Annotated in this window: 20 protein-coding genes and 1 pseudogene; 11 read left to right on the forward strand and 10 right to left on the reverse strand. The window is 44.3% G+C overall.

Annotated features, from left to right (window positions below; all coding sequences use genetic code 11):
- Nucleotides 1-81 precede the first annotated feature (81 nt).
- Entirely contained in the window at nucleotides 82-1,272 is a 1,191-nt protein-coding gene (locus Xenpb_RS13035; protein ID WP_255523140.1) for a polysaccharide deacetylase family protein, read from the forward strand.
- A gap of 117 nt (nucleotides 1,273-1,389) precedes the next feature.
- Complete coding sequence (locus Xenpb_RS13040; protein WP_187654712.1) at nucleotides 1,390-1,659, forward strand: hypothetical protein; 270 nt, start codon at nucleotides 1,390-1,392, stop codon at nucleotides 1,657-1,659.
- A gap of 126 nt (nucleotides 1,660-1,785) precedes the next feature.
- Here the strand turns inward: Xenpb_RS13040 and malM are convergent, their stop codons facing one another.
- Genes malM through malK form a run of 3 tightly spaced genes read right to left on the reverse strand, consistent with a single transcriptional unit; the run spans nucleotide 1,786 to nucleotide 5,148 of the window.
- A complete protein-coding gene (malM, locus tag Xenpb_RS13045) occupies nucleotides 1,786-2,748 on the reverse strand; it encodes a maltose operon protein MalM (RefSeq protein ID WP_187654713.1) in 963 nt (320 codons plus the stop codon).
- Entirely contained in the window at nucleotides 2,748-4,004 is a 1,257-nt protein-coding gene (locus tag Xenpb_RS13050) for a maltoporin (protein ID WP_187654714.1), read from the reverse strand. The genes malM and Xenpb_RS13050 overlap by 1 nt, the downstream gene beginning before the upstream one ends.
- 34 nt (nucleotides 4,005-4,038) lie before the next feature.
- Nucleotides 4,039-5,148 (reverse strand): maltose/maltodextrin ABC transporter ATP-binding protein MalK, encoded by a 1,110-nt coding sequence (malK, locus tag Xenpb_RS13055; RefSeq protein WP_187654715.1) that lies wholly within the window; start codon nucleotides 5,146-5,148, stop codon nucleotides 4,039-4,041.
- Between the two features lie 364 nt (nucleotides 5,149-5,512).
- On the opposite strand from malK, the gene malE reads away from it, so the two are divergent.
- The 3 genes from malE (at nucleotide 5,513) to malG (ending at nucleotide 9,288) form a co-directional block, all read left to right on the forward strand.
- Entirely contained in the window at nucleotides 5,513-6,712 is a 1,200-nt protein-coding gene (malE, locus tag Xenpb_RS13060) for a maltose/maltodextrin ABC transporter substrate-binding protein MalE (protein WP_187654747.1), read from the forward strand.
- Nucleotides 6,713-6,827: 115 nt separating this feature from the next.
- Nucleotides 6,828-8,384, forward strand: coding sequence for a maltose ABC transporter permease MalF (gene malF, locus Xenpb_RS13065; protein ID WP_187654716.1), 1,557 nt, complete (start codon nucleotides 6,828-6,830; stop codon nucleotides 8,382-8,384).
- Nucleotides 8,385-8,397: 13 nt separating this feature from the next.
- Entirely contained in the window at nucleotides 8,398-9,288 is an 891-nt protein-coding gene (gene malG / locus Xenpb_RS13070) for a maltose ABC transporter permease MalG (RefSeq protein ID WP_187654717.1), read from the forward strand.
- A gap of 46 nt (nucleotides 9,289-9,334) precedes the next feature.
- Here the strand turns inward: malG and malQ are convergent, their stop codons facing one another.
- The gene (malQ, locus tag Xenpb_RS13075) at nucleotides 9,335-11,482 is read right to left on the reverse strand and encodes a 4-alpha-glucanotransferase (RefSeq protein ID WP_187654718.1); all 2,148 of its coding nucleotides are present in this window, start codon (nucleotides 11,480-11,482) and stop codon (nucleotides 9,335-9,337) included.
- A 9-nt stretch (nucleotides 11,483-11,491) separates the two neighbouring features.
- Entirely contained in the window at nucleotides 11,492-13,936 is a 2,445-nt protein-coding gene (gene malP, locus Xenpb_RS13080; RefSeq protein ID WP_187654719.1) for a maltodextrin phosphorylase, read from the reverse strand.
- 355 nt (nucleotides 13,937-14,291) lie between these two features.
- Between malP and malT the strand changes: the two genes are divergently transcribed.
- The 6 genes from malT (at nucleotide 14,292) to Xenpb_RS13110 (ending at nucleotide 22,133) form a co-directional block, all read left to right on the forward strand.
- Nucleotides 14,292-17,006, forward strand: a complete 2,715-nt coding sequence (gene malT / locus Xenpb_RS13085; RefSeq protein WP_187654720.1) for an HTH-type transcriptional regulator MalT — start codon at nucleotides 14,292-14,294, stop codon at nucleotides 17,004-17,006.
- A gap of 217 nt (nucleotides 17,007-17,223) precedes the next feature.
- The gene (locus Xenpb_RS13090) at nucleotides 17,224-18,474 is read left to right on the forward strand and encodes an aspartate aminotransferase family protein (protein ID WP_187654721.1); all 1,251 of its coding nucleotides are present in this window, start codon (nucleotides 17,224-17,226) and stop codon (nucleotides 18,472-18,474) included.
- Complete coding sequence (locus tag Xenpb_RS13095; RefSeq protein WP_187654722.1) at nucleotides 18,474-19,535, forward strand: zinc-binding dehydrogenase; 1,062 nt, start codon at nucleotides 18,474-18,476, stop codon at nucleotides 19,533-19,535. The genes Xenpb_RS13090 and Xenpb_RS13095 overlap by 1 nt, the downstream gene beginning before the upstream one ends.
- Nucleotides 19,536-19,561: 26 nt before the next feature.
- The gene (locus tag Xenpb_RS13100; protein ID WP_187654723.1) at nucleotides 19,562-20,224 is read left to right on the forward strand and encodes an HAD family phosphatase; all 663 of its coding nucleotides are present in this window, start codon (nucleotides 19,562-19,564) and stop codon (nucleotides 20,222-20,224) included.
- A gap of 179 nt (nucleotides 20,225-20,403) precedes the next feature.
- The gene (locus Xenpb_RS13105; protein WP_187654724.1) at nucleotides 20,404-21,513 is read left to right on the forward strand and encodes an MFS transporter; all 1,110 of its coding nucleotides are present in this window, start codon (nucleotides 20,404-20,406) and stop codon (nucleotides 21,511-21,513) included.
- Between the two features lie 14 nt (nucleotides 21,514-21,527).
- The gene (locus Xenpb_RS13110; RefSeq protein ID WP_187654725.1) at nucleotides 21,528-22,133 is read left to right on the forward strand and encodes a DUF1349 domain-containing protein; all 606 of its coding nucleotides are present in this window, start codon (nucleotides 21,528-21,530) and stop codon (nucleotides 22,131-22,133) included.
- Between the two features lie 64 nt (nucleotides 22,134-22,197).
- On the opposite strand, the gene Xenpb_RS13115 is transcribed toward Xenpb_RS13110, so the two are convergent.
- The 5 genes and pseudogenes from Xenpb_RS13115 to Xenpb_RS13135 form a co-directional block, all read right to left on the reverse strand.
- Nucleotides 22,198-22,518, reverse strand: coding sequence for a CcdB family protein (locus Xenpb_RS13115; RefSeq protein ID WP_187654726.1), 321 nt, complete (start codon nucleotides 22,516-22,518; stop codon nucleotides 22,198-22,200).
- The gene (locus Xenpb_RS13120; protein WP_255523139.1) at nucleotides 22,518-22,775 is read right to left on the reverse strand and encodes a type II toxin-antitoxin system CcdA family antitoxin; all 258 of its coding nucleotides are present in this window, start codon (nucleotides 22,773-22,775) and stop codon (nucleotides 22,518-22,520) included. The genes Xenpb_RS13115 and Xenpb_RS13120 overlap by 1 nt, the downstream gene beginning before the upstream one ends.
- Nucleotides 22,776-22,924: 149 nt before the next feature.
- Nucleotides 22,925-23,291: pseudogene (locus Xenpb_RS13125) on the reverse strand (IS1 family transposase).
- Between the two features lie 65 nt (nucleotides 23,292-23,356).
- Nucleotides 23,357-24,496 (reverse strand): 2-iminoacetate synthase ThiH, encoded by a 1,140-nt coding sequence (gene thiH, locus Xenpb_RS13130; protein ID WP_187654728.1) that lies wholly within the window; start codon nucleotides 24,494-24,496, stop codon nucleotides 23,357-23,359.
- On the reverse strand, nucleotides 24,493-25,260 hold the full coding sequence (locus tag Xenpb_RS13135; RefSeq protein WP_187654729.1) for a thiazole synthase: 768 nt from the start codon (nucleotides 25,258-25,260) through the stop codon (nucleotides 24,493-24,495). The genes thiH and Xenpb_RS13135 overlap by 4 nt, the downstream gene beginning before the upstream one ends.
- Nucleotides 25,261-25,264 lie beyond the last annotated feature (4 nt).

The raw sequence follows: 25,264 nt of genomic DNA on the forward strand, positions 1-25,264 counted from the left end.
GCAATGGTTTTCTTGCCACTTTTATTAAGTTTTTCCTATCCTGCTTTCGCGCAGCACCATGACTCGCCTGACTATCACTATATGGAGTCGACCAGAGACAGTGATATTTATGCTTGGGTTGGTGAACACGTTATCAAGGCTGGCGTATTAAAGAAAAGGCAAAGCCTGAAGGTGTTTGAAGAAGAAGGGGAAGATAAAGATTATTATGCGTTTCATTTTGGTAATGGCACCGGCTATATTGCCAAAGCACATTTAAAGAAAATAAAAAAATCGGCGTTTCCCACAGATCCCTTCAATATTCTCCATAAAAAAGTTACCCAAAATTTAGTGGTTTTTAAAGAAGCCAAAATCTATAGCACACCTGAAATTGATCGCGAACCAGTTGGTGTTTTGATGGCGAACCTTCGTTACCCGATTGTAAGTAAGTTACATGATCCTTCACATCATACTTGGTATGAAATTAATCTGGGTGATCGATTAGGTTACATTAGTGATCAGGATGCAGAATTGGATAATGGCATTCCCTTATTAACCTATCATCATATTTTGCAGGATAAAGAGAATAAACGTTTTCTCCATACATCAACAACGACATCTCTGACAGCCTTTCGTAAGCAGATGGCTTATTTGAAACAAGCAGGTTACACCACAATTTCATTATATGAATTGGAAGGTTATATAAATGGCACAATTAATTTGCCAGCAAAAGTGGTTGGTTTGACTTTTGATGATGGCTTGAAGTCTGTGTATCGTTATGCTTACCCAATTTTGAAAGAAAACAAACAGAAAGCGACATTTTTTATTATTTCATCTCGCATTAAACGTTACCCGCAGAAATGGAACCCTAATAGTCTGCAATTTACCAGCCTCTCTGAATTATATACCATGCAGGATGTGTTTGATTTTCAATCCCATACTCACTTTTTGCATCGCTTGGGGAAAAATAAGCAACCCATATTATTCAGCCGGTCATATCGTACTATTTTGTATGATTTCGAACGTTCCAGACGAGCCTTGTCACAGTTTAACCCCCATGTACTTTATCTCTCGTATCCTTTTGGTGGATATAACCCGACAGCGATGAAAGCGGCTGAACAAGCCGGGTTTCATTTGGCGGTTACCACGATACAAGGCAAAGTAAAGCTAGGTGATAACCCATTTTCCCTGAAACGTTTATATATACTAAGGACAGATCCGATTGAAAAAATGGCAAAAATGATTGCTAATAATCCGAAATCAATGCCTTTGCAACCGATTGATAATCGTATGTAAGATGTAAAATATTTATTCGATAAAAAGCTAAGAGCTATTTCACAATGTTATGATTTATTTGGGTTTATTGTGACCTTTTAACCTAATATAAATGTTTTTTTACAAGGAAAGATGCTGATGGATATATTGGCAGATGTATTAGCAACAATACTGGAAATATTTTATAAAACCATAAAATATACTATTAAGTTTATTGCATGGTTATTTAATATTGCAATGAAGGATATTGTTATTTCGTTGCTGTCTATAGGTGTTTTATTCTGTTTGTTATTTTCAGTAATAATACCCAAGATTATGTTTATTATCTTATTATTAGGGCTGGTTATTGGTTTTGTCTATAAGTTTCGCGGAAAAATAAAAAATTTTCTTGATAAGAAAAGGAGTTAAAGAGAATTTTAATTAAATATCATACAGTAACGAGTGATAACAAAAGCCTGTTAAGAAATAATGGCAGGGTTATAGCTTATTGAGTTTGAGAACTAGATATCACTATAACCCTTTCATGAGTTAAATTTATCCTTTATTTTTTATCAACTTAATAAAAGTTTCTCGTGCGGTTGGCGAACCCAGGCGTTCCGCTTCATCCAACAGTTTCAACGCCTTATCAATATCGCCATGATTAATAGCTCTCTTGATGGCATCATTGAAATACTGTTCTGTATCGCTCAGTACAGGTTTAGCTACGGGTGCAGTAGATTGCGGCACAGTCACAGGGGTTGTTCTTACCGGTGATGTGGATATTTCTTGTGTAGAGCCTACAGTAACGGGTTTTGGTGCTGGTGTAGAAAATACCTGACCAATCAGAATATTGCCGGCATCACGTTCTGACTTCACTTTTAACGTTAAAGTTCCTGTTTCCGTATGGCGAGCGATCGGATCCGGAATATCCGGCACTGCGTTACCTACTCCTTGTGCATAGGCTTTAGCAGGATCGACCATTTGTGTAGAGGACTTCAAATCAGCAAGAGTTGTATAAATCAGTAAATAAATTCGCTGTTGTCCCAATGCAGGCGTCAGTTTTAATACACCTTGAAGCCTGTCAACGGACATAATGCCCGGTTGTTGATAGTGAAAATAGTGGCTTGGATAAAAAGCAGCAGGATTCAGTTGTTCATCAAGTACCAGAACATTTGGTGAGTATACCTGATTGTCCTTTATCAGACTGTTTAACGTGATCTCCAATGAGCCTTGATTAGCAGGCAAAGCAAATGCCGCTATCGCCCCGCGGATATCCTCATTATTAAGTTGTTGTGACGTACCACTGAGAATAACGGTTTGTGTGTCATGAGTATTAATAGGTTGCCATTGTAACTTGTGTAAGGCTGACAGAGACAAACTTGGTGCAATAGCGTTGGATGTTTCTATTCCTGAACTTGCTTTATTAGTGATTACAGTATTTGATGCAGCATAACTCCCAACAGGAATCATGCTGTAGAATAACGTACTGAGACAAAGTACGAGTAATTTTGTTTTCATCACCACCAAGCCTCAAACTGAGCACCAAACGTAAATTCATCGCTGTTACCACGGCTGAATCGGTGCGCTGGTGTATCACGATAAGCTACGCCGTCTCTATAACCCCATTTCTCATCCCATTTGGTGTAGGTAGCGAATAAACGAATGGCAGGGCGTGACCAGATACTATCACCGGCTTGCCACTGTTGGGCCAGTGTAATTTTATACTGATTATTGCTCTTGCTGGTTCGTTGGGATTTTACATTGTCATAGCCAACTTCCATCAAGGTACTCATTACTGGTGTCCATTTGTACATCGGGCGGACACCTACCGTGTACCATGTATCGCCATTGTTATTGTCGAGATCAATATCTTGATACATGGCGACGTACATCAGATCCCAGTTTTTTGCAATACTGATAGCACCATGATTCAGAACGCGCAGCATATGCCCGTCATTGTTGACATTAGCGCCTTCAGCACGCCCATTCCTGCTGGAAGTCAGAGCGTCAGTTGCATACTGTAAGACAAATTTGTTGAAACCACCGAGCACACTTTGGGTATGTTCAGCCGTCAGCATTACACCGTCTTTGGATGCCTTGTGATCAAGCTTATATCCCTTGCGTGCATTAGCGCGTCCATAATTAATGCCAAGCTCCAATGTGCCGCCATCATTGACGGGTAATTTAGCGAGTCTTATATCGAAAACATCATTTGAGGTTGAGATTTTTTTCTTTTCACCGGCAACCCAGCCATGTGAGCCACCAGATTCTGTATTGCGGGTTACAGCGAAGGAAAGGTTACCGAAACCAAGATCAATATTCTCCAACCCTGCGCCGGGGCCAGAAATATCCCAGTAATAGAAGTCGATCATATGAACATCATGGCGTTGGTAGAAACGTTTACCTGCCCACAATGTTGAACCGGGCAACCAGTCAATGATATTGGTTGCCTTTACGTTTGCTTCACGGAAAGCAGGATTGGTTGCCTCCCAGTCTTTTTCTTGAGATACGGAGTAAGCTAAGTTGGTATCAAAGTAGAAACTCTTGTCACCTTCTTTCCATAATTCCTGACCTAGCTTAAGTTCCGCATAGGTTTCACATTCATTGCCGAGACGGTACTTACTCTGAGCGCCTGTGACTGGGGCGCATTTTTGATCGCCACCGCTACCTGTCCAGCCAATTCCTGAACGGGCATAACCGTGGAAATCTACCGCAGCAGCCTGCATGGATAACAAACCAGTGAGCATGGCCAATGAGAGAGGCAATATACGCATAATGATTCTCCTGTTATTTTTGATAACCGCGGATCTAGATTCCGGGTTCTTTATGTAAACGTTGGCATGCAGTTCCATCTTCGCGGAAAAGATGGCAACGGTGGGGAGCTAACCCGATAGTGAAGTCCGCTCCTTCTTGCACGAGAACAATATCAGGCTGGCGGTAAACTAAGTTTTGGTGAATGGCAGGTATGCGGATGTGAATTTGGGTTTCGTTGCCCAGTTGTTCCACTATCTGTACTGTCCCCTCTAACGTAACATCAGCAACATCATTAGGCAAAAGGTGTTCGGGGCGAATTCCCAAAGAGACATTACTACCAACAGTGAGCCCTTTACTTTCAACGGGCAACCAAACGAGTTGACCATTAGGCAGGATAATTTGTACCTGATCGACGGCAATAGCTGAGACTTTGACAGGTAGGAAATTCATTTTCGGTGAACCAATAAAGCCTGCAACAAAGCGATTGGCAGGATAGTGATAAATTTCAAGAGGTTTGCCGACCTGAGCAATGTTTCCACCATCCAGCACAACAATTTTATCCGCCAGAGTCATAGCTTCAGTCTGATCATGGGTTACATAAATCATCGTGCGTTGCAGGCGCTTGTGCAGACGTGAAATCTCAATTCTCATCTGTACACGTAAGGCCGCATCCAGATTAGAAAGAGGCTCATCCAGCAGAAAAATATTTGGCTCTGCGACAAGTGTTCTCCCAATAGCGACCCGTTGGCGTTGCCCACCGGATAGGGCCTTAGGGCGACGATCGAGCAAATGAGCAAGCTGGAGGGTTTCTGCAACTTGTTGCACCCGTTTTTGAATATCACTTTTTTTGACTCCAGCCAGCTTCATGCCGAATGACATGTTGTCAGCAACAGAGAGATGGGGATATAGCGCATAAGATTGAAAAACCATGCCGACACTGCGCTTCGCTGGTGGAACATCATTCATCCGTTTTCCCGCCATCAGCAAATCACCGGATGTGATGTCTTCCAAGCCCGCGATCATCCTCAGTAACGTCGATTTTCCACACCCTGATGGGCCGACAAATACGACAAACTCTCCTTCCTGAATATCAAGATTGAGATCTCTGGAGATGACTGTTTCACCATATGATTTAGATACATTGCGGAATGTGACGCTAGACATTTGTTCCCTCCCTCGGATTGGCAAGATTGTGTACAAAATAACAGGTGTAAGAATCCTCCATTCCCGAGTTTTTTATGGGGGAGGAATCAGGATGATGAGATTAATGCGGTTAGGGGATGAAGAAGCCAATTGTCAGATAAGATGTGATTCAAATCGCAAAAAATAATGCCTTATTGGTGTTAACGTTATGATTTTAATTATTTTTGTAACCAAGCTCACACTCATTCTGATTGAGGCGTAGAGCAGGGGAGGATGAGTCTTTTTTCTATTAATTGCACACTGAGAACCATTTTTTAGCCATGTAGCAAAGAAATGAGTAATGAAGAAACTCATCTGAACTGACAAATGATAAAAGGGCGGAATGATGATCAAAAAAAATTTTAAAATGGGTACCCGCACCCTTATGCTGTCTGTTTTAACGACATGGGTATTGTCTGCCCCTGCTTTTGCAAAGTTTGAGGAAGGCAAGCTGGTGATTTGGATCAATGGTGATAAAGGCTACAATGGACTGGCTCAGGTCGGTGAAAAATTTGCAAAGGAAACGGGAATTCCTGTCGTTGTTGAGCACCCTGACAAGCTGGAAGAGAAATATACCCAAATAGCGGCTACAGGAGGCGGGCCGGATATCATTTTTTGGGCACATGATCGTTTCGGCGGTTATGCCCAATCAGGTTTAGTCGCTGAAATTACCCCTGACAGCGCTTTCATCAATAAGCTATTCCCTTTTACTTGGGATGCTGTTCGTTATGATGGAAAACTGATGGGATATCCTGTCGCAGTTGAAGCGCTTTCTCTTATCTACAATAAAGATTTAATCAAATCTCCGCCTAAAACATGGGAAGAAATTCCTGCATTGGATAATGAACTGAAAAAGCAAAATAAAAGCGCAATTATGTTCAATTTGCAGGAACCTTATTTCACCTGGCCACTGATTGCCGCAGATGGTGGTTACGCTTTCAAGGCAGAAAACGGTACTTATAACGTTAAAGATAGCGGAGTGAATAACGCAGGCTCTAAAGCAGGAATGCAGTTTTTGGTCGATTTAGTCAAAAACAAACATCTCAGTGCTGACATTGATTATTCGATTGCTGAAGCCAACTTTAATAAAGGCAAAACAGCAATGACAATCAACGGCCCGTGGGCATGGTCAAATATAGATAAAAACAAGATTAACTATGGCGTTACGTTATTGCCGACGTTCAAAGGAAAACCGTCTAAACCATTTGTGGGTATTTTAACGGCAGGGATTAATGCGGCCAGCCCCAATAAAGAATTGGCGAAGGAGTTTTTGGAGAACTATTTGCTTACGAACGAAGGCTTAACAATGATAGATAAAGATAAGCCGTTGGGAGCCGTGGCTTTGAAATCTTATCAGGAGATCCTTGCGAAAGATCCACGTATTGCTGCCACGATGGAAAATGCTCAGAAAGGCGAAATTATGCCTAATATCTCTCAAATGAGTAGCTTCTGGTACGCCATGCGTAGCGCAATTCTTAACAGTATTAATGGTCGTCAGACAATCGATGCCGCGCTTAATGATGCTGAATCAAGAATGACAAAATAAACAAATAACAGGCTCCTGATTTGAAAGGAGCCTGAGTACCCATTGGATAGACCCTTAATTACGGGAATTGAATTACGGGAACTTTATCTCGAGTAATCGTAACAGGAAGTGCAAGATGTCAGCGACATTAGAAAAAACAGTATGGTGGCAGCATCCTGCCTTGAAATGGTTTGCTGTAGGTTTGTGCCTGCTTTTTACCGGTTATCTGGTTGTATTGATGTATGCGCAGGGAGAATACCTGTTTGCTATGTTGACATTGATATTACTGGGGAGCGGTATTTATGTTTTTGCCAATCGCAAAGCATATGTTTGGCGCTATACCTACCCAGGAATTGCCGGAATAGGGTTGTTTATACTGTTTCCGCTTATTTGCACGATTGCCATTGCTTTCACAAACTATAGCAGTACCAACCAATTGACTTTTGAACGTGCCCAGACTGTCTTGATGAGTCGTCAATATCAGGCGGGGCAATCCTTTAATTTCAAACTCTACCCTGCATCTGATCAGTGGGTTTTGGCGCTGAGCGTTCCAGACAGCACTCAACCACTGGTATCAATGCCTTTTTCTTTTTCTGAGACGGAAGACATTACCTTGCCTCTACGTGAACAAGAAAAAAGTTTTGAAGGTGATGCCGCAACATTACGCACGATTACCCAACATCGCCAAGCCTTGGGCCGATTGGTCGCGGTTCTTCCTGATGGTGGTCAGTTACGGATGAGTTCATTGCGTCAGTTTTCCGCTATACATTCTCTTTATTCCCTTGAAGAAGATGGCGTTACATTGACCAATAAACAAACCGGAGTGCAATACCGGCCGAATATGGAGACAGGGTTTTATCAATCCGTTAATGCTGAAAGTGGTTGGGGACAGGAAACATTAAGCCCGGGGTTTACAGTTTCTATTGGCTGGAAAAATTTCCTGCGGGTGATACAGGATGAAGGGATTCAAAAACCTTTTTTGTCTATTTTTGTCTGGACGGTGATCTTCTCGCTGCTGACGGTAGTATTAACAGTTGCATTAGGAATGATCCTCGCGTGTATTGTGCAGTGGGAAGCCCTTAAAGGACGGGCGATTTATCGTGTACTCCTTATTTTGCCTTATGCCGTTCCTTCTTTTATCTCCATTTTGATTTTTAAGGGATTGTTTAACCAGAGTTTCGGTGAAATTAATCTAGTGCTTAACGGCCTGTTTGGCCTTAAACCAGATTGGTTTACAGATCCAACCTTGGCCCGAACGATGTTGATTATCGTAAATACCTGGTTGGGCTATCCCTATATGATGATTCTTTGCATGGGGCTGCTTAAGGCTATTCCTGATGACCTTTATGAAGCATCAGCCATTGATGGTGCAGGGACATGGCAGAACTTCACCAGAATAACCTTCCCGTTGTTGATTAAGCCGCTGACACCGTTAATGATTGCCAGCTTTGCTTTTAACTTTAATAACTTTGTCCTGATTCAATTGTTAACCAATGGCAGACCTGACCATATTGGTACAACGACTCCTGCGGGTTATACCGATCTTTTGGTGAGTTATACCTACCGCATTGCGTTTGAAGGTGGCGGCGGACAGGATTTTGGTCTGGCAGCAGCGATTGCGACGTTAATTTTCCTGTTAGTGGGGGCATTAGCCATCATCAATTTGAAAACCACCCGCATTAAATTTGATTGAGGAGAGCAAGAATATGGCGATGGTACAACCCAAATCGCAACGTTGGCGGGTATGGGCAACGCATGTGTTTATGCTGGCTTTTATTGCCTTGATTTTATTTCCTCTGTTGATGGTGATTGCTATTTCTTTGCGTCCGGGGAATTTTGCTACTGGTAGCCTGATCCCAGACACCATTTCTTGGGAACACTGGAAACTGGCATTTGGTTATAGTGTGGAATCTCCTGATGGAAGAGTGATACCTCCGCCATTTCCGGTTATGCAGTGGCTTTGGAATTCAGTAAAAGTTGCATCCATTACTGCGATCGGAATTGTTGCACTGTCAACAACCTGTGCTTATGCGTTTGCCCGCATGCGTTTTCGTGGCAAAAGTACTTTGCTGAAAAGTATGCTGATTTTTCAGATGTTCCCTGCGGTGCTCTCATTAGTCGCGTTATATGCTTTGTTTGATCGGCTAGGGGAATATATTCCTTTCCTTGGGCTCAATACCCACGGTGGCGTGATTTTTGCCTATATGGGAGGGATTGCTCTGCATGTATGGACGATCAAAGGTTATTTTGAAACGATAGATCGTTCGCTTGAAGAGTCTGCCATGCTGGATGGGGCGACAACGTGGCAAGTTTTCCGTTTGATATTGTTACCACTTTCTGTACCGATATTAGCTGTTGTGTTTATCCTGTCTTTTATTGGTGTGATTACCGAAGTGCCAGTTGCATCCCTGCTATTACGGGATGTAGATAATTACACGTTGGCAGTGGGCATGCAGCAATATCTTCACCCACAAAACTATCTTTGGGGAGACTTTGCCGCTGCGGCTGTACTTTCAGCTATTCCTATTACAGTAGTTTTCTTGGTTGCTCAACGTTGGTTGGTCGGTGGGTTGACATCGGGAGGCGTGAAAGGCTGAAATAAACCGGCAACGATGGGATAACGATCGTTGCCGGTTTAGTCGGTTATGAAGCTTGTTTTCTGGCTTCCCTTACTGTTTGCAATAATTGCTTGATATGCACATCCGTAAACATAGTTTCCAATGTGACAGTGAGTTTGCGTCGCCAGTTGGGATATTCCTCAGTTGTACCGGGAATATTGACGGGGTTTTCCATATCTAGCCAGTCTTCAGGTTGTAACCCTAATAAGGCGCAATTGCTATGAGCGATATAGTGATGTACGGCGTAATTGATAGAAGCAGACATGGGGTGTTCGGCTTGCCCTTGTAATGCAGTTTGCTGTGATGATGGTGGGTTATCCGTTATAAGCAATGTTTCTGATAAATAGCCGTGTTGATTTAAACTTGCCAATAATGCCTGCTTGCAACGTTTACGTTCAGTATATAACTCAGCAAGAAGTGCTTTATCAGGGTACAAACCAATGTTTTCTCCTAAAGAGAGATCTCCGTTTTGCCAAAATCCACGTAAGGTAGGTAAATCATGAGTGGTAATGGTTGCCATGGCTTGCACAGGATATTCATCAGGAGAACGGTATTCACCTTGCTCGTTGCGTTCAAAGTAAAACACTTTATATGAATAAACGCCCCGATCGCGTAACTTATCTACAATCTCTTCCGGGACAATACCCAAATCTTCACCAATCACCAGACAATGATGACGCTGGCTTTCCAGTGCCAGTATCGCCAGAAGGTCATCGACCGGATAATGGACATAGACGCCTTTATCAGCAGTTTCTCCCTGGGGGATCCACCAGAGTCTGAGTAAAGACATCACATGATCGATACGCAATGCACCGCAATGGCGCATATTGCTACGTAGTAACTCAATGAACGGTTGATAGGACTGAGCTTTTAATACATGGGGATTCATTGGCGGAAGCCCCCAATTTTGCCCCAGTGGTCCCAGAATGTCAGGTGGTGCTCCTACCGATGCCTGAGTACAATAAATGTTGCGGTTACACCATGTTTCAGAGCCTCCTTGTGCTACACCCACAGCGAGATCACGGTAAATGCCAATCGGCATGTGATTGGATTGACTGGTTGTAAAGCACTCAGCAAGTTGAATATCAGCTATCCATTGTAACCAAAGGAAAAACTCGATTTCTTGAGGGTGTGAATGACAAAACTCTTTCACTGCCTCACTGTCGAATTCACGATATTTTTCCGGCCATACCGGCCAGCCCCAGTAAGTATTATTTTCTCCATATAGTTTATGGTGAAGTGCATCATAAGCTGCTTGAGAGTAAAGATTTTTGCCACCTTTGGTTACAAATTGTTGGAAGGCAATTTTCTGGGGATCATTACCGGTTCGGTTTTTAAATTGTGGATAAGCGAGACGTAGGGCAGCCATTTTTAGTGCCATGACAGTCGTGTAATCAACCCACTCTGTCTGACGGGCTTGCTGGAGTTTGAGCTGTGTTTCTGGTGAGTGCCACCACGCTTGAGCTTTGGCACTATCCTTAAAATCCTCTACCTGATGCACTGCAATATAGATGATATTGAGCCAGTGACGGGAGGATGGGCTGTAAGGGCTGGCATTTTCAGGCATGGCAGGATAGATGGCATGAAGAGGATTCAGGCCGACAAAAGCACCTCCACGCAATGCCAATTCTTGCAACATGTATTTCAAATCGCCAAAGTCACCGATTCCCCAGTTATTTTCTGAGCGCAGGGTATAAAGCTGAACGCAAGCGCCCCAAAGTTTTTCTCCATGTATCAGCGCCTGTGGTTCGTAACAACGTTCAGGAGCAACAATAAGTTGCATAGTTTGTTGCTGAGGACTGGCTTCTTGTTCCACTTTTGGTATCAGCGTCAGAGTGTGATATCCCAAAGGGAGGTTGCTTGGTAAAGTGAGTTGATGCTGACAGCGACCATGAAATACTTCCCCTTGTTCAGTGGTTATCTGCCATTGGTAACTGTTTAGCTCTTTTAGCGGCAGAGTTATATCCTGACCTTGAATAATCACTTTAACCTGAGGTGAAGAAGGATCCTGTAAGTAAGAAACCGGTCTATCGACCGGTGTATTTTTACTCATGGCTTCCAATATCCGATGCCGGGTTTCAGCCGGGATCGCCTGTGGTTTTCCATAGGCATTAATATATTCGCTGGTAATGCCGGCTTCAGTTGCTAAATCATCTAGCCATTTGTTTTCCATGCTAAATCCCTATTTGGTTTGCCAGATGCGCTGTTGGTAATCCCGAATAGTTCGATCAGAACTAAATTTGCTCATTCGAGCGGTGTTGAGCACAGCACTGCGTGTCCAACGTTGAGAGTCACGATACAGGGAATCAATTTGCTTATGGGCATGGCAATAGGAGGCAAAATCAGCCAGCACTAAATAAGGGTCACCAGCATCAATCAGGCTACGTAACATGAGATCAAATGCGTGCGTATCTCCGTGGCTGAATTCGCCATTAGCAAGGGAATCTAATATGCCTTTCAGATGATGATCTTGTTGAAGAATATCGTGTGGATTGTAGCCACTATTCCGCAAGGCTTTTGCCTCTTCCACGGTTTTACCGAAGATAAAGATATTGTCGTCCCCGACCTGTTCGGCGATTTCGACATTGGCGCCATCCAGTGTTCCGATGGTAAGTGCACCGTTTAAGGCCAGTTTCATGTTGCCTGTTCCAGAGGCTTCTTTGCCCGCAGTGGAGATTTGCTCTGATACGTCAGCGGCAGGGATCATCAGTTCCGCTACGGAAACGTTGTAGTCAGGGATGAAAGCAATCTTGATGCGATCGCGGACAATCGGATCATGATTGATCTTTTCCGCCGCATGATTAATGGCTGAAATGATGTTTTTCGCCAGATAGTAACCAGGAGCAGCTTTGGCACCGAACAAGAAAACACGGGGGTGGATATCCAAAGCCGGATTTTCCTGAATTTGTCGGTAAAGTGACAGGACATGGAGCAGGTTCAAATGCTGACGCTTGTATTCATGCAGGCGTTTTATCTGCACATCGAAAATGGCATGCGGATCAAGTTTGAGCCCCATGACCTTATTCACATAGTTGGACAAGCGAATTTTATTTTCCTGTTTGATGGTGCGGTAAGCTGCGCAAAATGTGGCGTCATCAGCATAAGGTTCGAGTTGTTTGAGAGCATCAAGATCATTAACCCATTCTTGGTTTAATGTCTGACTGATTAATGAAGAAAGTGCCGGGTTGCACTGTTTTAACCAACGACGAGGAGTTACCCCATTGGTGACGTTGTGGAATTTTGTTGGCCACAATTGATGATATTCAGGGAATAAATCAGACACGATCAAAGATGAATGCAGTGCTGCGACACCATTGACGGCAAAACAGGCGACAACGCAGAGATTAGCCATTCTTACCTGATTATCATGGATAACCGCCAGTTTTTCCCAGACTTGTTGGTTACCAGGCCAGGTTTGCTCCACGGTTTCTTTAAAGCGTCGGTTGATTTCTTGAATGATGCGGTGGTGGCGTGGCAGGAGTTCAATAACCAGTTTTTCATCCCAACGTTCCAAGCCTTCCGGCAGAAGTGTATGGTTAGTATAGGCGAACGTTTGCCCCGTAATTTTCCATGCTGTTTCCCAATCTAACTGGTATTCATCCAGCAGAAGACGCATCATTTCAGGAATAGCGATAGTTGGGTGAGTATCGTTAAGCTGGATAACTTCGTAACGTGCCAGTTCTTCTATTTTACGCCCTGCTTGTTGGTGACGGCGCAGAATATCTGCCACGGCACAGGCACATTGGAAGTATTGTTGCATCAGGCGCAGGCGCTTGCCGGCCTGATGATTATCGTTCGGATAGAGCACCTTGGTTAAGCTGGCGGCTTCAATGCCTTGCTGTTCGGCAAGCAGAAATTGCCCATCATTGAAAAGTGACAGATCAAAGGGACTATCGTATGTTGCCTGCCATAAGCGCAGTGGTTGAGTAATGCCATTGCCATATCCAATGACCGGTAAATCCCACGCTTCGCCAATCAGGGTAAATGCAGGACTCCACGTTTCATGACCGTCGGCAGTTGTCACGATTTCGCCACCAAAACTAACATCAACTTTTAGTTGGGCGTTATGGTGGAACCACGGGTAAGATTCTCGTTCCCAATTATCGGGGGCTTCGATCTGTTGCCCTTGTTCAAAGGATTGGCGGAACAGGCCGTATTGGTAATTCAAGCCATATCCTGTGGCGGGTTGATTGATCGTTGCCATGGAATCCAGAAAACAAGCTGCCAACCGCCCCAACCCGCCGTTACCCAATGCAGGGTCGGTTTCTTCTTCCAGCAAATCCGTTAAAACGATGCCTTCTTCTGCCAGATAAGCCTGTACATCGTTATACCACCCCAGATTCAATAAGTTATTAGCCGTCAGGCGGCCTATCAGAAACTCCATCGAAATATAATTCACATGGCGTTGCTTACTTTGAGACGGATTACTTTGAGATGAATTGCCATGGTTTTTCTGGGAAGAAAGAGGAAGTAATTCAGAAAGTGCGGCACTCACGGCGAGCCACCATTGATGTGGGGTCATCTCTTGCGAGGAGGTAAGACCAAAGCGTTGCCATTGGCGTGTGAGAGCCGCTTGGAATGTGGCTTTATTTAGCTTGGTTTTTTCACCTGATTCGAACTGTTGCATGGCGTCGTCATCCTGTCACTGAATAAGGAAAATGTAGAGATTATTTAGCGGAATATGCTGAATGCTCATGGCATGGGAAACATCATCCCGTGAAAATATTCGCGGGGAGGAGTGCAAGGGCGTAGCCATTTCTTTCGAATCTTTTCGCAATTTCATAGAGAAATAGAAAGGTTGTAGTGAAAGAATGTGACAAGGTGCAATTTAACACAATGAAATCAAACAACTTGTTTGCAAAAGATGGGCGTTTCTCTAAATTTGGTTGGCATTGATGTATGTTAAGGGCGTAAGTCAGCCAATTGCATCAAACGGAATTCTGGTATCAGTTTTATTCATTGCTTGTGTGGGGAGAAAATTAATGCTTATCCCATCGAAACTCAGTCGTCCACTTCGCCTGAATAATATGGTTATGCGGGAGCGTCTGTTAGAAAAGCTCAATGAGGCACAAGATTATCGCTTGGTGTTGATAACCAGTCCGGCAGGGTATGGTAAAACCACCCTTATGTCGCAATGGGCTGCCGGACGGGATAATCTGGGCTGGTATTCTCTCGATGACAGCGACAATCAGCCAGAGCGTTTTGCCAGCTATTTGATAGCGGCTATTCAGCAGGCAACGCAAGGACATTGTGCGAAAAGTGAGGTGTTGGCTCAGAAGCATCAGTATGCCAATTTATCCGCACTGTTTGCTCAACTTTTTATTGAACTCAGTGAATGGCAGCAGCCAATTTTTCTGGTGATTGATGATTACCATCTTATAGAGAATGATCTTATTCACGAAGCAATGCGCTTTTTTCTCCGCCACCAGCCAGAGCATTTGACGCTGATAATTTTATCGCGCCATTTGCCTTCATTGGGCGTGGCAAATTTACGTGTGCGTGAACAGCTATTAGAGATTGATAGTCAGCAACTAGCTTTCGATTATCAGGAAACTCAGCAATTTTTTGCCAAACGGCTGGCGAATCCATTGGATGCTGATAATTGCAAACAGTTGTGCAATGACGTTGCAGGATGGGCGACAGCATTGCAGCTTATTGCGCTTTCTGCCCGCCAATCGGGCAACACGGCTGAAATGTCAGCGAAGCGGCTTTCGGGGATTAATGCCAGCCATCTTGCGGATTATCTCGTGGATGAAGTTTTAAATCGTGTAGATCAATCAACGCGGGATTTTTTGCTGCATAGTTCTATCTTGCGTTCCATGAATGATGGTTTGATTGTTTGCCTGACGGGAGAAGAAAACGGCCAGCAGCGTCTTGAAGATATTGAGCGTCAGGGGCTGTTTATTCAGCGAATGGATGATTCCGGCGAATGGTTCTGTTTTCATCCTTTGTTTGCATCATTTTTGCGCCAGCGCTGCCAATGGGAAATGGCGGCGAAATTGCCTGAATTACACCGAGCGGCAGTGAAAGGATGGTTGATGCAGGGATATCCGGGGGAAGCGATTCACCATGCCCTTGCCGCAGGGGATAGTGTGTTGTTGCGGGATATTTTACTGCAACATGCCTGGGATCTCTTTAACCACAGCAAACTGTCTTTGCTGGAAGAGTGCATGAATGCACTGCCGTATGAACAATTATTGGAAAGCCCGCGTTTGGTACTGTTGCAAGCGTGGTTGGCACAAAGTCAGCACCGCCACTATGAGGTGAATGCGTTATTGAATCAGGCGGAGCAATCGCTTAAGCAGAAACAAATAGTCATTGAACCGGAGTTGCTGGCGGAATTTGATGCTTTGCGCGCTCAAGTGGCAATTAACGACGGGCGGCCAGCCGATGCAAATGCCCTGGCTGAAAAGGCACTGGCAACCCTGCTGCCGGATAATCAATATGGTCGTATTGTGGCTATGTCGGTGAAAGGTGAAGTATTGCATTGCAACGGGCAACTGGTTAGCGCGCTGGCTCTGATGAAGCAAACGGAGCAACTTGCCCGCCTTAGCCATGTTTACCACTATGCTTTATGGGCGTTGCTGCAACAAAGTGAGATTTTACTGGCTCAGGGTTATTTACAGGCTGCTTATGATATCCAAACCCATGCTTTTGATTTAATTCGTGAGCAGCATTTGGAACAATTGCCGATGCATGAATTTCTACTGAGAATTCGCTCGCAGCTTTTGTGGTGTTGGGCACGCATTGATGAATCGGAAGAAGCGGCCCGCCAAGGATTGGAAGTATTATCCAATTTCCAGCCACAGCAGCAATTACAATGCCTGACGCAATTGGCGAAATGTTCTTTGATTCGTGGCGATATTGATAATGCCCGCCGTTATCTATCCCGTTGTGAGAATTTGCTGAGTAATGGTCAGTATCACCGTGATTGGCGGACGAATACTGACAAACTGCGCGTTATTATCTGGCAGAGTGTGGAAGACAGCAATTCGATGACTCAGTGGCTGGTGCAGGCGGAACGGCCTGAAAGTTTCTGTAATCACTTCAATCAAAATCAATGGCGCAATATTGCCCGCGCACAAATTCTGCTTGGGCAGTATGCGGAAGCCGAATCTGTCTTAAAGACACTGAATGAATACGCGAGAGAGTTGGCGCTGGTCAGTGACCTGAACAGAAATCTCCTGCTGTGTAATCTGCTTTATTGGCAGCTTGGACGAAAAGCTGAGGCGCAGGATGTTTTGATGGAAGCTCTGCGTTTGGCTAATCGCACGGGATTCATCAGCCACTTTGTCATTGAAGGGGAACTGATGGCTTTGCAATTACGCCAGCTTATCCAGCTTAATATTTTACCGGAAATGGAGCAGCATCGGGCACAGCGTATCCTGCGGGAAATTAACCGCCAGCACCGACATAAATTTGCTCACTTTGATGAAGCGTTTGTCGAACAATTGATTCACCATCCTGATGTGCCGGAACTGATTCGCAATAGCCCGCTTACCCAGCGTGAATGGCAGGTATTGGGGCTGATTTATTCTGGCTACAGCAACGATCAGATAGCTGCCGAATTGGATGTAGCTACGACGACTATCAAAACCCATATACGTAATTTATATCAGAAAATGGGCATTACTCATCGGCAGGAAGCTATTCATCAGGCTCAGAATTTGATGCAAATGATGGGGTTGGGCGTTTAATGACTATTTCCAGAAGTGATTTACTTCCAGTTTAATATAATAAAAAAATATTAATGAAAAAATATATGATATTTCAAATATTAAATAATTTTTAAAATTACATGATATTTTTTATGACGTTTTTGTGATCGAAATAAAATTTAAATGTGCTTAAGCTGGTCTCATCACAGTAGGTGTTTTTTTATTGTTTAATATTACTAATTAGTGGTGAGTCATTATGGAAAATAAAAACCATCTTGAAGAGATGCTTTCTCGTTTTGTGGGTCATGGCCCTTATTTGGCCATTGATGGTGAAAAATATATTGATGCGGCATCAGGGACGTTTAATTTGCCGCTTGGCTACACAAATCAGAGGATTGCAGAAAAACTCAAGCAGCAGATTGATAGATGTACGCATTTAAGTTCGGCTTATACACGTGAAATGTCACAGTATATTTTGACTAAATTACAGAAACATACCCCGGAGGGAATAGATCGTATCTGGTTACGGGATGTTTCCGGCTCTGGTGCGGTTGAATGTGCTATTCGGATAGCACAAAAAGCTACAAGGCGTTCAGGCATTATTTCGTTCTTTCTTGCTCATCATGGTCAATCTTTAGCAACAGCTCATATTTCGGGTAACGCATTCAGAATCAAAGATTTTCATATTAATATCGATGGTTCGATAAAAATTCCTGCTCCTGCCAGTGTCCTGGCTGAATCACAATCACAATTGGCAGAAGATAAATTTGTCGATTTAGAGCAATTCATTCAATTAGGCTCTAGCGACAATATTGCATGTCTGATTATTGAACCGATTCAGGGGAATGGCGGAAACACAGTTTTCCCTGTGGAATTCTACCGTAAAATCAGGAAAATCTGCCGTCAACATGGCATCATCATTATTGCAGATGAAGTACAAACCGGATTTGGTCGTACAGGAACTTTCTTTGCATCGACAGGTTATGCTAAGGAATTGGAGCCGGATATTATCGTTTTCGCCAAAGGGGCGGGCGGTATTGGTATTCCGACCGGCGGTGTACTGATGCGTCATTCACTGGATGTGTTGGAATCATTTGAACATTCCAGCACTTCTGGTGCCAACCCTCTCTCTTTAGTCGCCCTCAACGAAATCATCGACATTATTGAAGATGACAAAATCCTGGAAAATGTACAACAAAATGAAGCCCATCTGCGTGATGGTTTGTTGAAGTTACAGCATAAATACCCTGAAATCACTGGCGTCAGAGGGGTCGGCTATATGTATGGCTTTGATACCCCGTCCCCGGAATTTGCTGCACAGGCCATCGCAACAGCCAGCCGCCATCATTTGATTCTGCGAGGTTCCCGTTATGGCAAAGGCAAGGTAATCAAAGTACGTCCACCGCTGATTTGTACACAAGAACATTTGAATGAAATCCTGCATAAGATAGACCTGACTTTTTCAGAGTTAAGCTCTGCCACACATGAATATAGGGAGATTGCATAATGTTAGCGCTTAAATACCATCAGGCATGGAACGTCGAGCTTCAACAAGTTAAACCTTTGTCTTGTATTGAACCGGATGATGTTGTTGTTGATATCGCTGTGTGTGGCATTTGTGGTACGGATGTAGGGATCATTACTGGTTCTTACCCTGTCGCCGTATCAGGGACGACATTGGGTCATGAAACCGCCGGTGTGGTAGCTAAAATCGGTAGCGGTGTGACTCAGTTTCAGGTGGGAGATCGTGTTGTCATCAACCCGACCTACTTTTGTGGACATTGCCGGATGTGCCAGATAGGAAATCCCAATCATTGTGAGAGAAAGTTTGGGACAGAAGCCGGTGTTTCCTATGATGGCGCGTTTGCGGGTCAGTATCTGGCAAAAGAAAACTTACTAATTAAGTTGGACGATCACGTCAGTATGGAAGAGGCTTCGCTGACTGAGCCACTAAGTTGCACATTAACCGGTGTGGATAAACTGGGGATCACCCATACGAATATTCGTGCGGTAGTGGCAGGCGCCGGCCCAATGGGGATGTTGTACATTTGGGCGCTGCATGAGCGGGGCGTGAAGGCATTTATGGTTGAGAAAAATGAGAGCCGGAGACAATTTGCCAAAGATAATTTACCGCCAGAATGTCAGTTATATCCCGATTTTGATACGGCACTGATGCAAGAATATGGTGATAAATCGACGTTGATTGATTTGTGCGTGGATACAACGGGGCAATTGACCGAATATATTTTCGCTCATCTGGCTCCCGGAGGAAAACTGCTGAATGTTGCCCTGAAGGATAAACATGCCAGTCTGGATATCATGAAAATTGCGGATAAAAGCCTTTCTGTCATTGGCTCCATTGATTCCCTGAATAATAGCTTTGAGCGTGCCTATGCCATGATCCGTGATGGCGTCATTCCTGTAGGGCGCTTGATTAGTCAGTCCTTTGCTTTCAAAGATTACCAACAGGCTTTTCTTATCGTCGGCTGTGATCTTGCGGCGAAAGCCCAAGTTCCTCTCAATACCCCAAATTGCAAGGTGTTGATTAGGGTATCTGACCTAAAATAATTAACTGTTTTGAGGCACTGCTTCTGATGAAGAGATGGAATGTCATTTTTGATATCGACGGCGTCATTGTTGATAGTGAACAACTGCATTTTGATGTATTGCGTGATGTCGTCGGTGATGTATTGGGTGAACAGGCACCAGAACACGTGAAGGATATCCAGCCGCAGCAGTTGATTGGATTAAGTCTGGCGGAAACACTGGATACGATTGGCCTTCCGGCATCTATGCAGCAAGGCATTACTGAAAGGATTATTTCGCGTTATCAAGAAAAATTGTCTGGACATTATCTGCGTCCGGGGATCACCAATTTGATTGCGGCCCTGCAACAAAATGGCACCCATTTTGGGTTTGTTTCCACTGCACCGCGTGATGTGTGTTTGGCGAATTTAAGGTTGTTGGATCTGGATGAATCACCGGCCCTGATCTCTGGTGATGATGTGGAAAGAACCAAGCCTTTCCCCGATCCTTATCTGGCAATGTTGAAATTGAAAGCGATGGATATTCAGCAAACTTTGGTGATTGAAGATACTGATTTGGGAATAGAAGCGGCAAAACAGGCGGGCATTCCATATATCTATGCCTGGCCTCATGCTTTGTCATTGACAGAACAGTATGAGCAGGCAACCCGTGTTATTGAAGGGTTAGCGGATATTCCCCAATTTTCTGGAATAAATGCGAAATTAATGTAATGCCGTGATGAGCAATATTTAATGCCCTCCACTAAAGCCAGTAGAGGGCATGTTTTAAAGCGTTATTTGAAAATATTGTTTGGGAATATTGCTTAGAAAGCTTGTTTTTTTTAGGAAAAATATCTGGAGGAATTGAATTGTCTGAAGAATATACAGTCTCTTCAATAAAGCAGCCTATTATGGCAACGCGAATTTCGTTTTTTATCGCGGGATTCAGTATTGCGAGTTGGGCCCCCCTGATCCCGTTGGTGAAAGAACGTTTGGGGTTGGATGATGGCTCGATTGGGTTGCTGATACTGCTATTTGGTATTGGCTCTTTTATCATGATGCCGATAGCAGGAATGTTGGCGACTCGTTTTGGCTGCCGAAAGGTTTTTACCTTTTTTGCCTTGTTGGCTATTTTGATATTGCCGGGATTAAGTGTGCTTTCAACGCCACTGACGTTGGCTTGTGCCCTGTTTTTGTTTGGTGCAGGAATTGGGGCGACCGATGTCATCATCAATATTCATGCGGTCAATGTTGAGAAAAGAGTACTCCAGCCAATTATGTCAGGCTTTCATGCGTTATTCAGCTTAGGTGGAATTGCGGGTGCAGGCACTGTCAGCTTATTGCTGTTTATGGGTATTCCTCCATTTCAGGTCACGGTTGTCGTGGCATTATTCGTGATTCTACTGCTATTGCCGGCATGGAATGGGTTGCTGGATAACACTGAAACAGAAGAGACGCCATTTTTTGCCTTACCGCGTGGCATTGTCATCCTGATTGGTTCCCTCTGCTTTGTTGTCTATCTGATGGAAGGCTCTATGCTGGATTGGAGCGGAATCTTGCTCAGTAGCGTACATAACATGAGCAGCCATCAAGCGGGATTCGGTTATACCCTTTTTGCCATTACCATGACATGCGGCCGGTTTCTGGGCGATAAAATCATTGCGGCATGTGGGTATCGGCGTGTATTTTTGGGCAGTGCTATTTTGGCGACTTCGGGTTTTGTTCTGATTTATCTGGCAACGGGTATTGTGCAGTTGGCTATTGCTTTCCTGATGATTGGCGCCGGGTTATCTAATTTAGCCCCGATGTTTTTCACTGCATCGGGGCAACAGAAAGTCATGCCAGATGCGCTGGCTGTTTCTGCGGTTTCGACGATGGGTTATTCGGGCATCCTGCTTGGTCCGGCAATTATCGGAGGTTTGGCACATCAAGTCACATTACATGGTGCTTTTGCCTTTATTGCTTTGCTTTCTCTTTCATTGTTGGCAGGGTATGGTTTGATTAATCCCGCCAAAAAATAACAGGGTAAATATTGATGAATTTGCAGCAATGTCATTGGATAAATGAACCAGCTTCTTGGCGGTGTCAGGAAGATGAACTTCATGTCACGACGGATAATAAAACCGATTTCTGGCGTGATACGTGGTATGGCTTTCAGCGTCATAGCGGTCATGTATTTGGAAGCTATGTTGATGATTTCCAACTTGATGCTGGTTTTACTTTTCAGCTTTGCATCGAAGGGCAGTTTGAGAAGTTATACGATCAGGCGGGCATTATGTTGCTGGTGGATGAACAGCATTGGCTAAAAGCTGGCATTGAGCATTCAGACGGGCAGGCCACGATTGGCAGTGTACTGACGAATGGTGAGTCTGACTGGGCAATGGGGATTTTTCAGGGTAATCCCGACAAGTTTTGGCTACGATTGACTTATGGCGACGGGGCTGTCCGGTTGCAATATTCCACTGATGGCATGACATGGCCCTTATTGAGATTATCTCCTTTTATGGTGAATACGGTGAATAGCCAGCGTATCTTTGTTGGGGCTATGTGTTGTTCACCAGAACGTGAAGGGTTACAAGTGAAATTCTCCGATTTCAAATTGACGTCATCGCTGAAAAAACACCTGCATGATTTAAGTTAGTTTGTAGTAGGGACTATATAGTGAAACCTTATTTTGAAGCTGACCTAAAATTTAAATCAATCAGTTAAATCCCTGAAACGATAGTATCTAAAGCTGCCACGATATCGGAGTGAATTCCAGGCATAACACAAACGATATCTGCAGCTTTTAACTTGCTCTTCGCCACCGTTGTTACTGACTTTGTAATAACAACATACCGATCACCGTTAATCTCAATCACTGGCGTTAATGTTTTGACGCGTGAATTTTTATCTGACAGTAGAGCAATCGGCATTATTACCCGTGAATCATAGTCGTCTAATAGGTCATTCTGAATGTCGATGATGAAAGGGTATTGCTCCTTAGATTTAGAGGATTTGTTACGGTAAACAGTATATTGAGTCATCAAATAACCCCGTATTCATCATCATCAGTAAATAGTCCTGCATCGCGCTCAAATTCATTGAAAGCCTCGATACCAACTTTGTTTTCAGCTTTCCATTGCTGCCTTCTTTTCTCACGAACAACATCAGACAACATTTTGTCTAGTGTCGCGGATAAGTTGATCCCTAAATCACGGGCTTCATCTACCACTTCAGCGGTCAGATAAACATTTGTACTACGTTTACCCGATTGTTTTCGTTCTACGCTTTGTATTTTCATCTGACACCTCATATATGCCCATCATTTATGCGCATAAACCATGGGCATAAGACTATAGCAGATAATGAGCATTATCAAATCATAAAAGAGGAGTTTCGGGAGGAATGGAACAGTAAAAGCTGTGGTCATGCTGCCAATAATTAGATCCCTCAGCAAAAGTAGTATTTTTGTTCGATGAAAGTGCCAATGATTTTGTCGTGCATCTCTTCTGATTTGGAGTACCCCAGTGTTTTTCGGTTCAGTCTTTTTAAACGTGTGCGGAGTGTCAGATTGGTTCTTTCTATACGTTGAGTGTAATACTTCCCAACAATATACCGACAAACGACCATTGTTCATCAATTTCGCATACGATCTGCTCTTTCATTCCCGGATTGCAGGCTTAATAGGTGTACTTCAGTTGAAAAGTTTTACGGCAGGTATAACAGTGATAACGGGGTGACCGCTACTCCCTTCCCTATGTCCTTTAACATCGTCTGTTTTGTGACAATAACGACAAACTATATCAACTTTAGCCATATCTCACCGATAAAAATGGGGGGATTACCCCCCCCCTAGTTAATTGTCACCCCCAAATACAATAACTATCGCCCCAAATAATTGTCCCAATCTTTCCAAACGGGTTGTAAACCTGATTTAACTAAGGCTTCGGCAACCTGAAAAACAGGGCGATTGTCGTGAGGAGCGAATTGCTCCAGCTCGTGATGACCGTCAGCATAGCCGCCGGGCTGAGTTTTGGAGCCGGCACTGATATTGTTGATAGCGAGTGGTACAACGTGATCGCGGAAGTAGGGAGATTCACGGGTTGAAAGAGAAAGTTCTACATCCGGTGCCAGCAGACGGAACGCGCAAATGAGTTGTACCAATTCAGCTTCATTCATCAATGAGGCTGGCTCAATGCCGCCAGCGCAGGGGCGTAGCCGTGGGAAGGAGATGGAATAGCGACTTTTCCAGAACTGTTTTTGCAGGAAAAAGAGGTGTTCCGCTACCATATAGCAGTCGGTCCGCCAATTGTGGGATAGCCCAATTAAGGCACCTAGCCCGATTTTGTCGATACCTGCCCGCCCAAGACGTTCTGGGGTTTCCAATCGCCAGTGGAAATCCTGCTTTTTACCTTTCAGATGGTGTAATTGGTAGCTAGGTTGGTGATAGGTTTCTTGATAGACCATCACGCCATCCAGCCCCAGTGTTTTCAGCTCAGCGTATTCTTCTTGTGACAGTGGCTGGACTTCCATTGAAACTGAACTGAAATGGCGGCGGATCAGAGGAAGGAAGCGGCGAAAATAGTCCATACCCACTTTGTTCTGATGTTCCCCCGTTACCAGCAAGATATGCTCAAATCCCAGTTTTTTCAGTGCAAGGCATTCTTCTTCAATTTCCTGTTGATTGAGTGTCTTGCGCTTAATGTGATTACTCATAGAGAAACCACAATAGGTGCAGTCGTTGGCACACAGATTGGAAAGATAAAGTGGGATGAAAAATCCCACAGTATTGCCAAAACGCTGTCGGGTTAGTTGCTGTGCGCGTTGAGCGAGTGATTCAAGATAAGGCAGAGCCGCCGGGGAAAGCAAAGCCATAAAATCATCCAGCGTTAAGTGATCGCTGGTTAGCGCATGTTCAATGTCTCGCGATGTTTTGCTGTTGATGCGCAGGGTGAGGTCATCCCAATCTAATTGTTGCCAGTGTTGACGAAACGTATTGTGGTGAAATGTACTGTTTGTCATAACGCCCCCAGAAACTCGGTGAGAGGGCTGGAAGCCTCTGCATGGGATTTCTGGCTTGCTACGCCGGCCTGATGTGAAAGTTCACCTGCTTCAATGGCGGTTTTGAACGCCTGAGCCATTTTGACAGGGTTGCGGGCAACAGCGATGGCGGTATTAACCAGCACGGCATCTGCCCCCATTTCGATGGCTGCCAGTGCATGGCTGGGGGCACCGATCCCTGCGTCCACAACAACGGGCACATTGGCTTGTTCGATGATGATTTGCAGAAAGTCACGCGTCAGTAATCCCTTATTTGAGCCGATGGGAGCCCCTAATGGCATGACAGCCGCGCAGCCGACTTCTTCCAACCTCCGACACAGAACCGGATCAGCACCGCAATAAGGCAGAACGACAAATCCTTCTTTCACTAATTGTTCTGCGCCTTTCAGAGTTTCAATCGGATCAGGCAGCAAATATTTTACGTCGGGGTGGATCTCCAGTTTAATCCAGTGAGTTCCTAGCGCTTCCCGCGCAAGGCGAGCGGCAAACATAGCTTCTTCCGCCGTTTTTGCGCCAGAAGTATTGGGGAGTAGTTTAACGCCCAACTGTTGCAGGGGCGCGAGAATACCATCGTCATTCCTATGGAGATCAATGCGCTTCATCGCCATTGTGACTAATTGGCTGCCTGAGGCCCGAATTGCCTCGATCATTAATCCGGCATTGGCAAACTTGCCTGTTCCGGTAAATAGACGGGAGTCGAAAGTGGTATCAGCAATCTTTAACATAATT

Source organism: Xenorhabdus sp. PB62.4, assembly GCF_014467285.1.
Lineage (GTDB): Bacteria > Pseudomonadota > Gammaproteobacteria > Enterobacterales > Enterobacteriaceae > Xenorhabdus.

Coding starts and splice junctions, on each gene's coding strand:
- Xenpb_RS13035 (WP_255523140.1), top strand. CDS start 82: ATGGAGTCGACCAGAGACAGTGATATTTATGCTTGGGTTGGTGAACAC.
- Xenpb_RS13040 (WP_187654712.1), top strand. CDS start 1,390: ATGGATATATTGGCAGATGTATTAGCAACAATACTGGAAATATTTTAT.
- malM (WP_187654713.1), bottom strand. CDS start 2,748: ATGAAAACAAAATTACTCGTACTTTGTCTCAGTACGTTATTCTACAGC.
- Xenpb_RS13050 (WP_187654714.1), bottom strand. CDS start 4,004: ATGCGTATATTGCCTCTCTCATTGGCCATGCTCACTGGTTTGTTATCC.
- malK (WP_187654715.1), bottom strand. CDS start 5,148: ATGTCTAGCGTCACATTCCGCAATGTATCTAAATCATATGGTGAAACA.
- malE (WP_187654747.1), top strand. CDS start 5,513: ATGATCAAAAAAAATTTTAAAATGGGTACCCGCACCCTTATGCTGTCT.
- malF (WP_187654716.1), top strand. CDS start 6,828: ATGTCAGCGACATTAGAAAAAACAGTATGGTGGCAGCATCCTGCCTTG.
- malG (WP_187654717.1), top strand. CDS start 8,398: ATGGCGATGGTACAACCCAAATCGCAACGTTGGCGGGTATGGGCAACG.
- malQ (WP_187654718.1), bottom strand. CDS start 11,482: ATGGAAAACAAATGGCTAGATGATTTAGCAACTGAAGCCGGCATTACC.
- malP (WP_187654719.1), bottom strand. CDS start 13,936: ATGCAACAGTTCGAATCAGGTGAAAAAACCAAGCTAAATAAAGCCACA.
- malT (WP_187654720.1), top strand. CDS start 14,292: ATGCTTATCCCATCGAAACTCAGTCGTCCACTTCGCCTGAATAATATG.
- Xenpb_RS13090 (WP_187654721.1), top strand. CDS start 17,224: ATGGAAAATAAAAACCATCTTGAAGAGATGCTTTCTCGTTTTGTGGGT.
- Xenpb_RS13095 (WP_187654722.1), top strand. CDS start 18,474: ATGTTAGCGCTTAAATACCATCAGGCATGGAACGTCGAGCTTCAACAA.
- Xenpb_RS13100 (WP_187654723.1), top strand. CDS start 19,562: ATGAAGAGATGGAATGTCATTTTTGATATCGACGGCGTCATTGTTGAT.
- Xenpb_RS13105 (WP_187654724.1), top strand. CDS start 20,404: ATGGCAACGCGAATTTCGTTTTTTATCGCGGGATTCAGTATTGCGAGT.
- Xenpb_RS13110 (WP_187654725.1), top strand. CDS start 21,528: ATGAATTTGCAGCAATGTCATTGGATAAATGAACCAGCTTCTTGGCGG.
- Xenpb_RS13115 (WP_187654726.1), bottom strand. CDS start 22,518: ATGACTCAATATACTGTTTACCGTAACAAATCCTCTAAATCTAAGGAG.
- Xenpb_RS13120 (WP_255523139.1), bottom strand. CDS start 22,775: ATGAAAATACAAAGCGTAGAACGAAAACAATCGGGTAAACGTAGTACA.
- thiH (WP_187654728.1), bottom strand. CDS start 24,496: ATGACAAACAGTACATTTCACCACAATACGTTTCGTCAACACTGGCAA.
- Xenpb_RS13135 (WP_187654729.1), bottom strand. CDS start 25,260: ATGTTAAAGATTGCTGATACCACTTTCGACTCCCGTCTATTTACCGGA.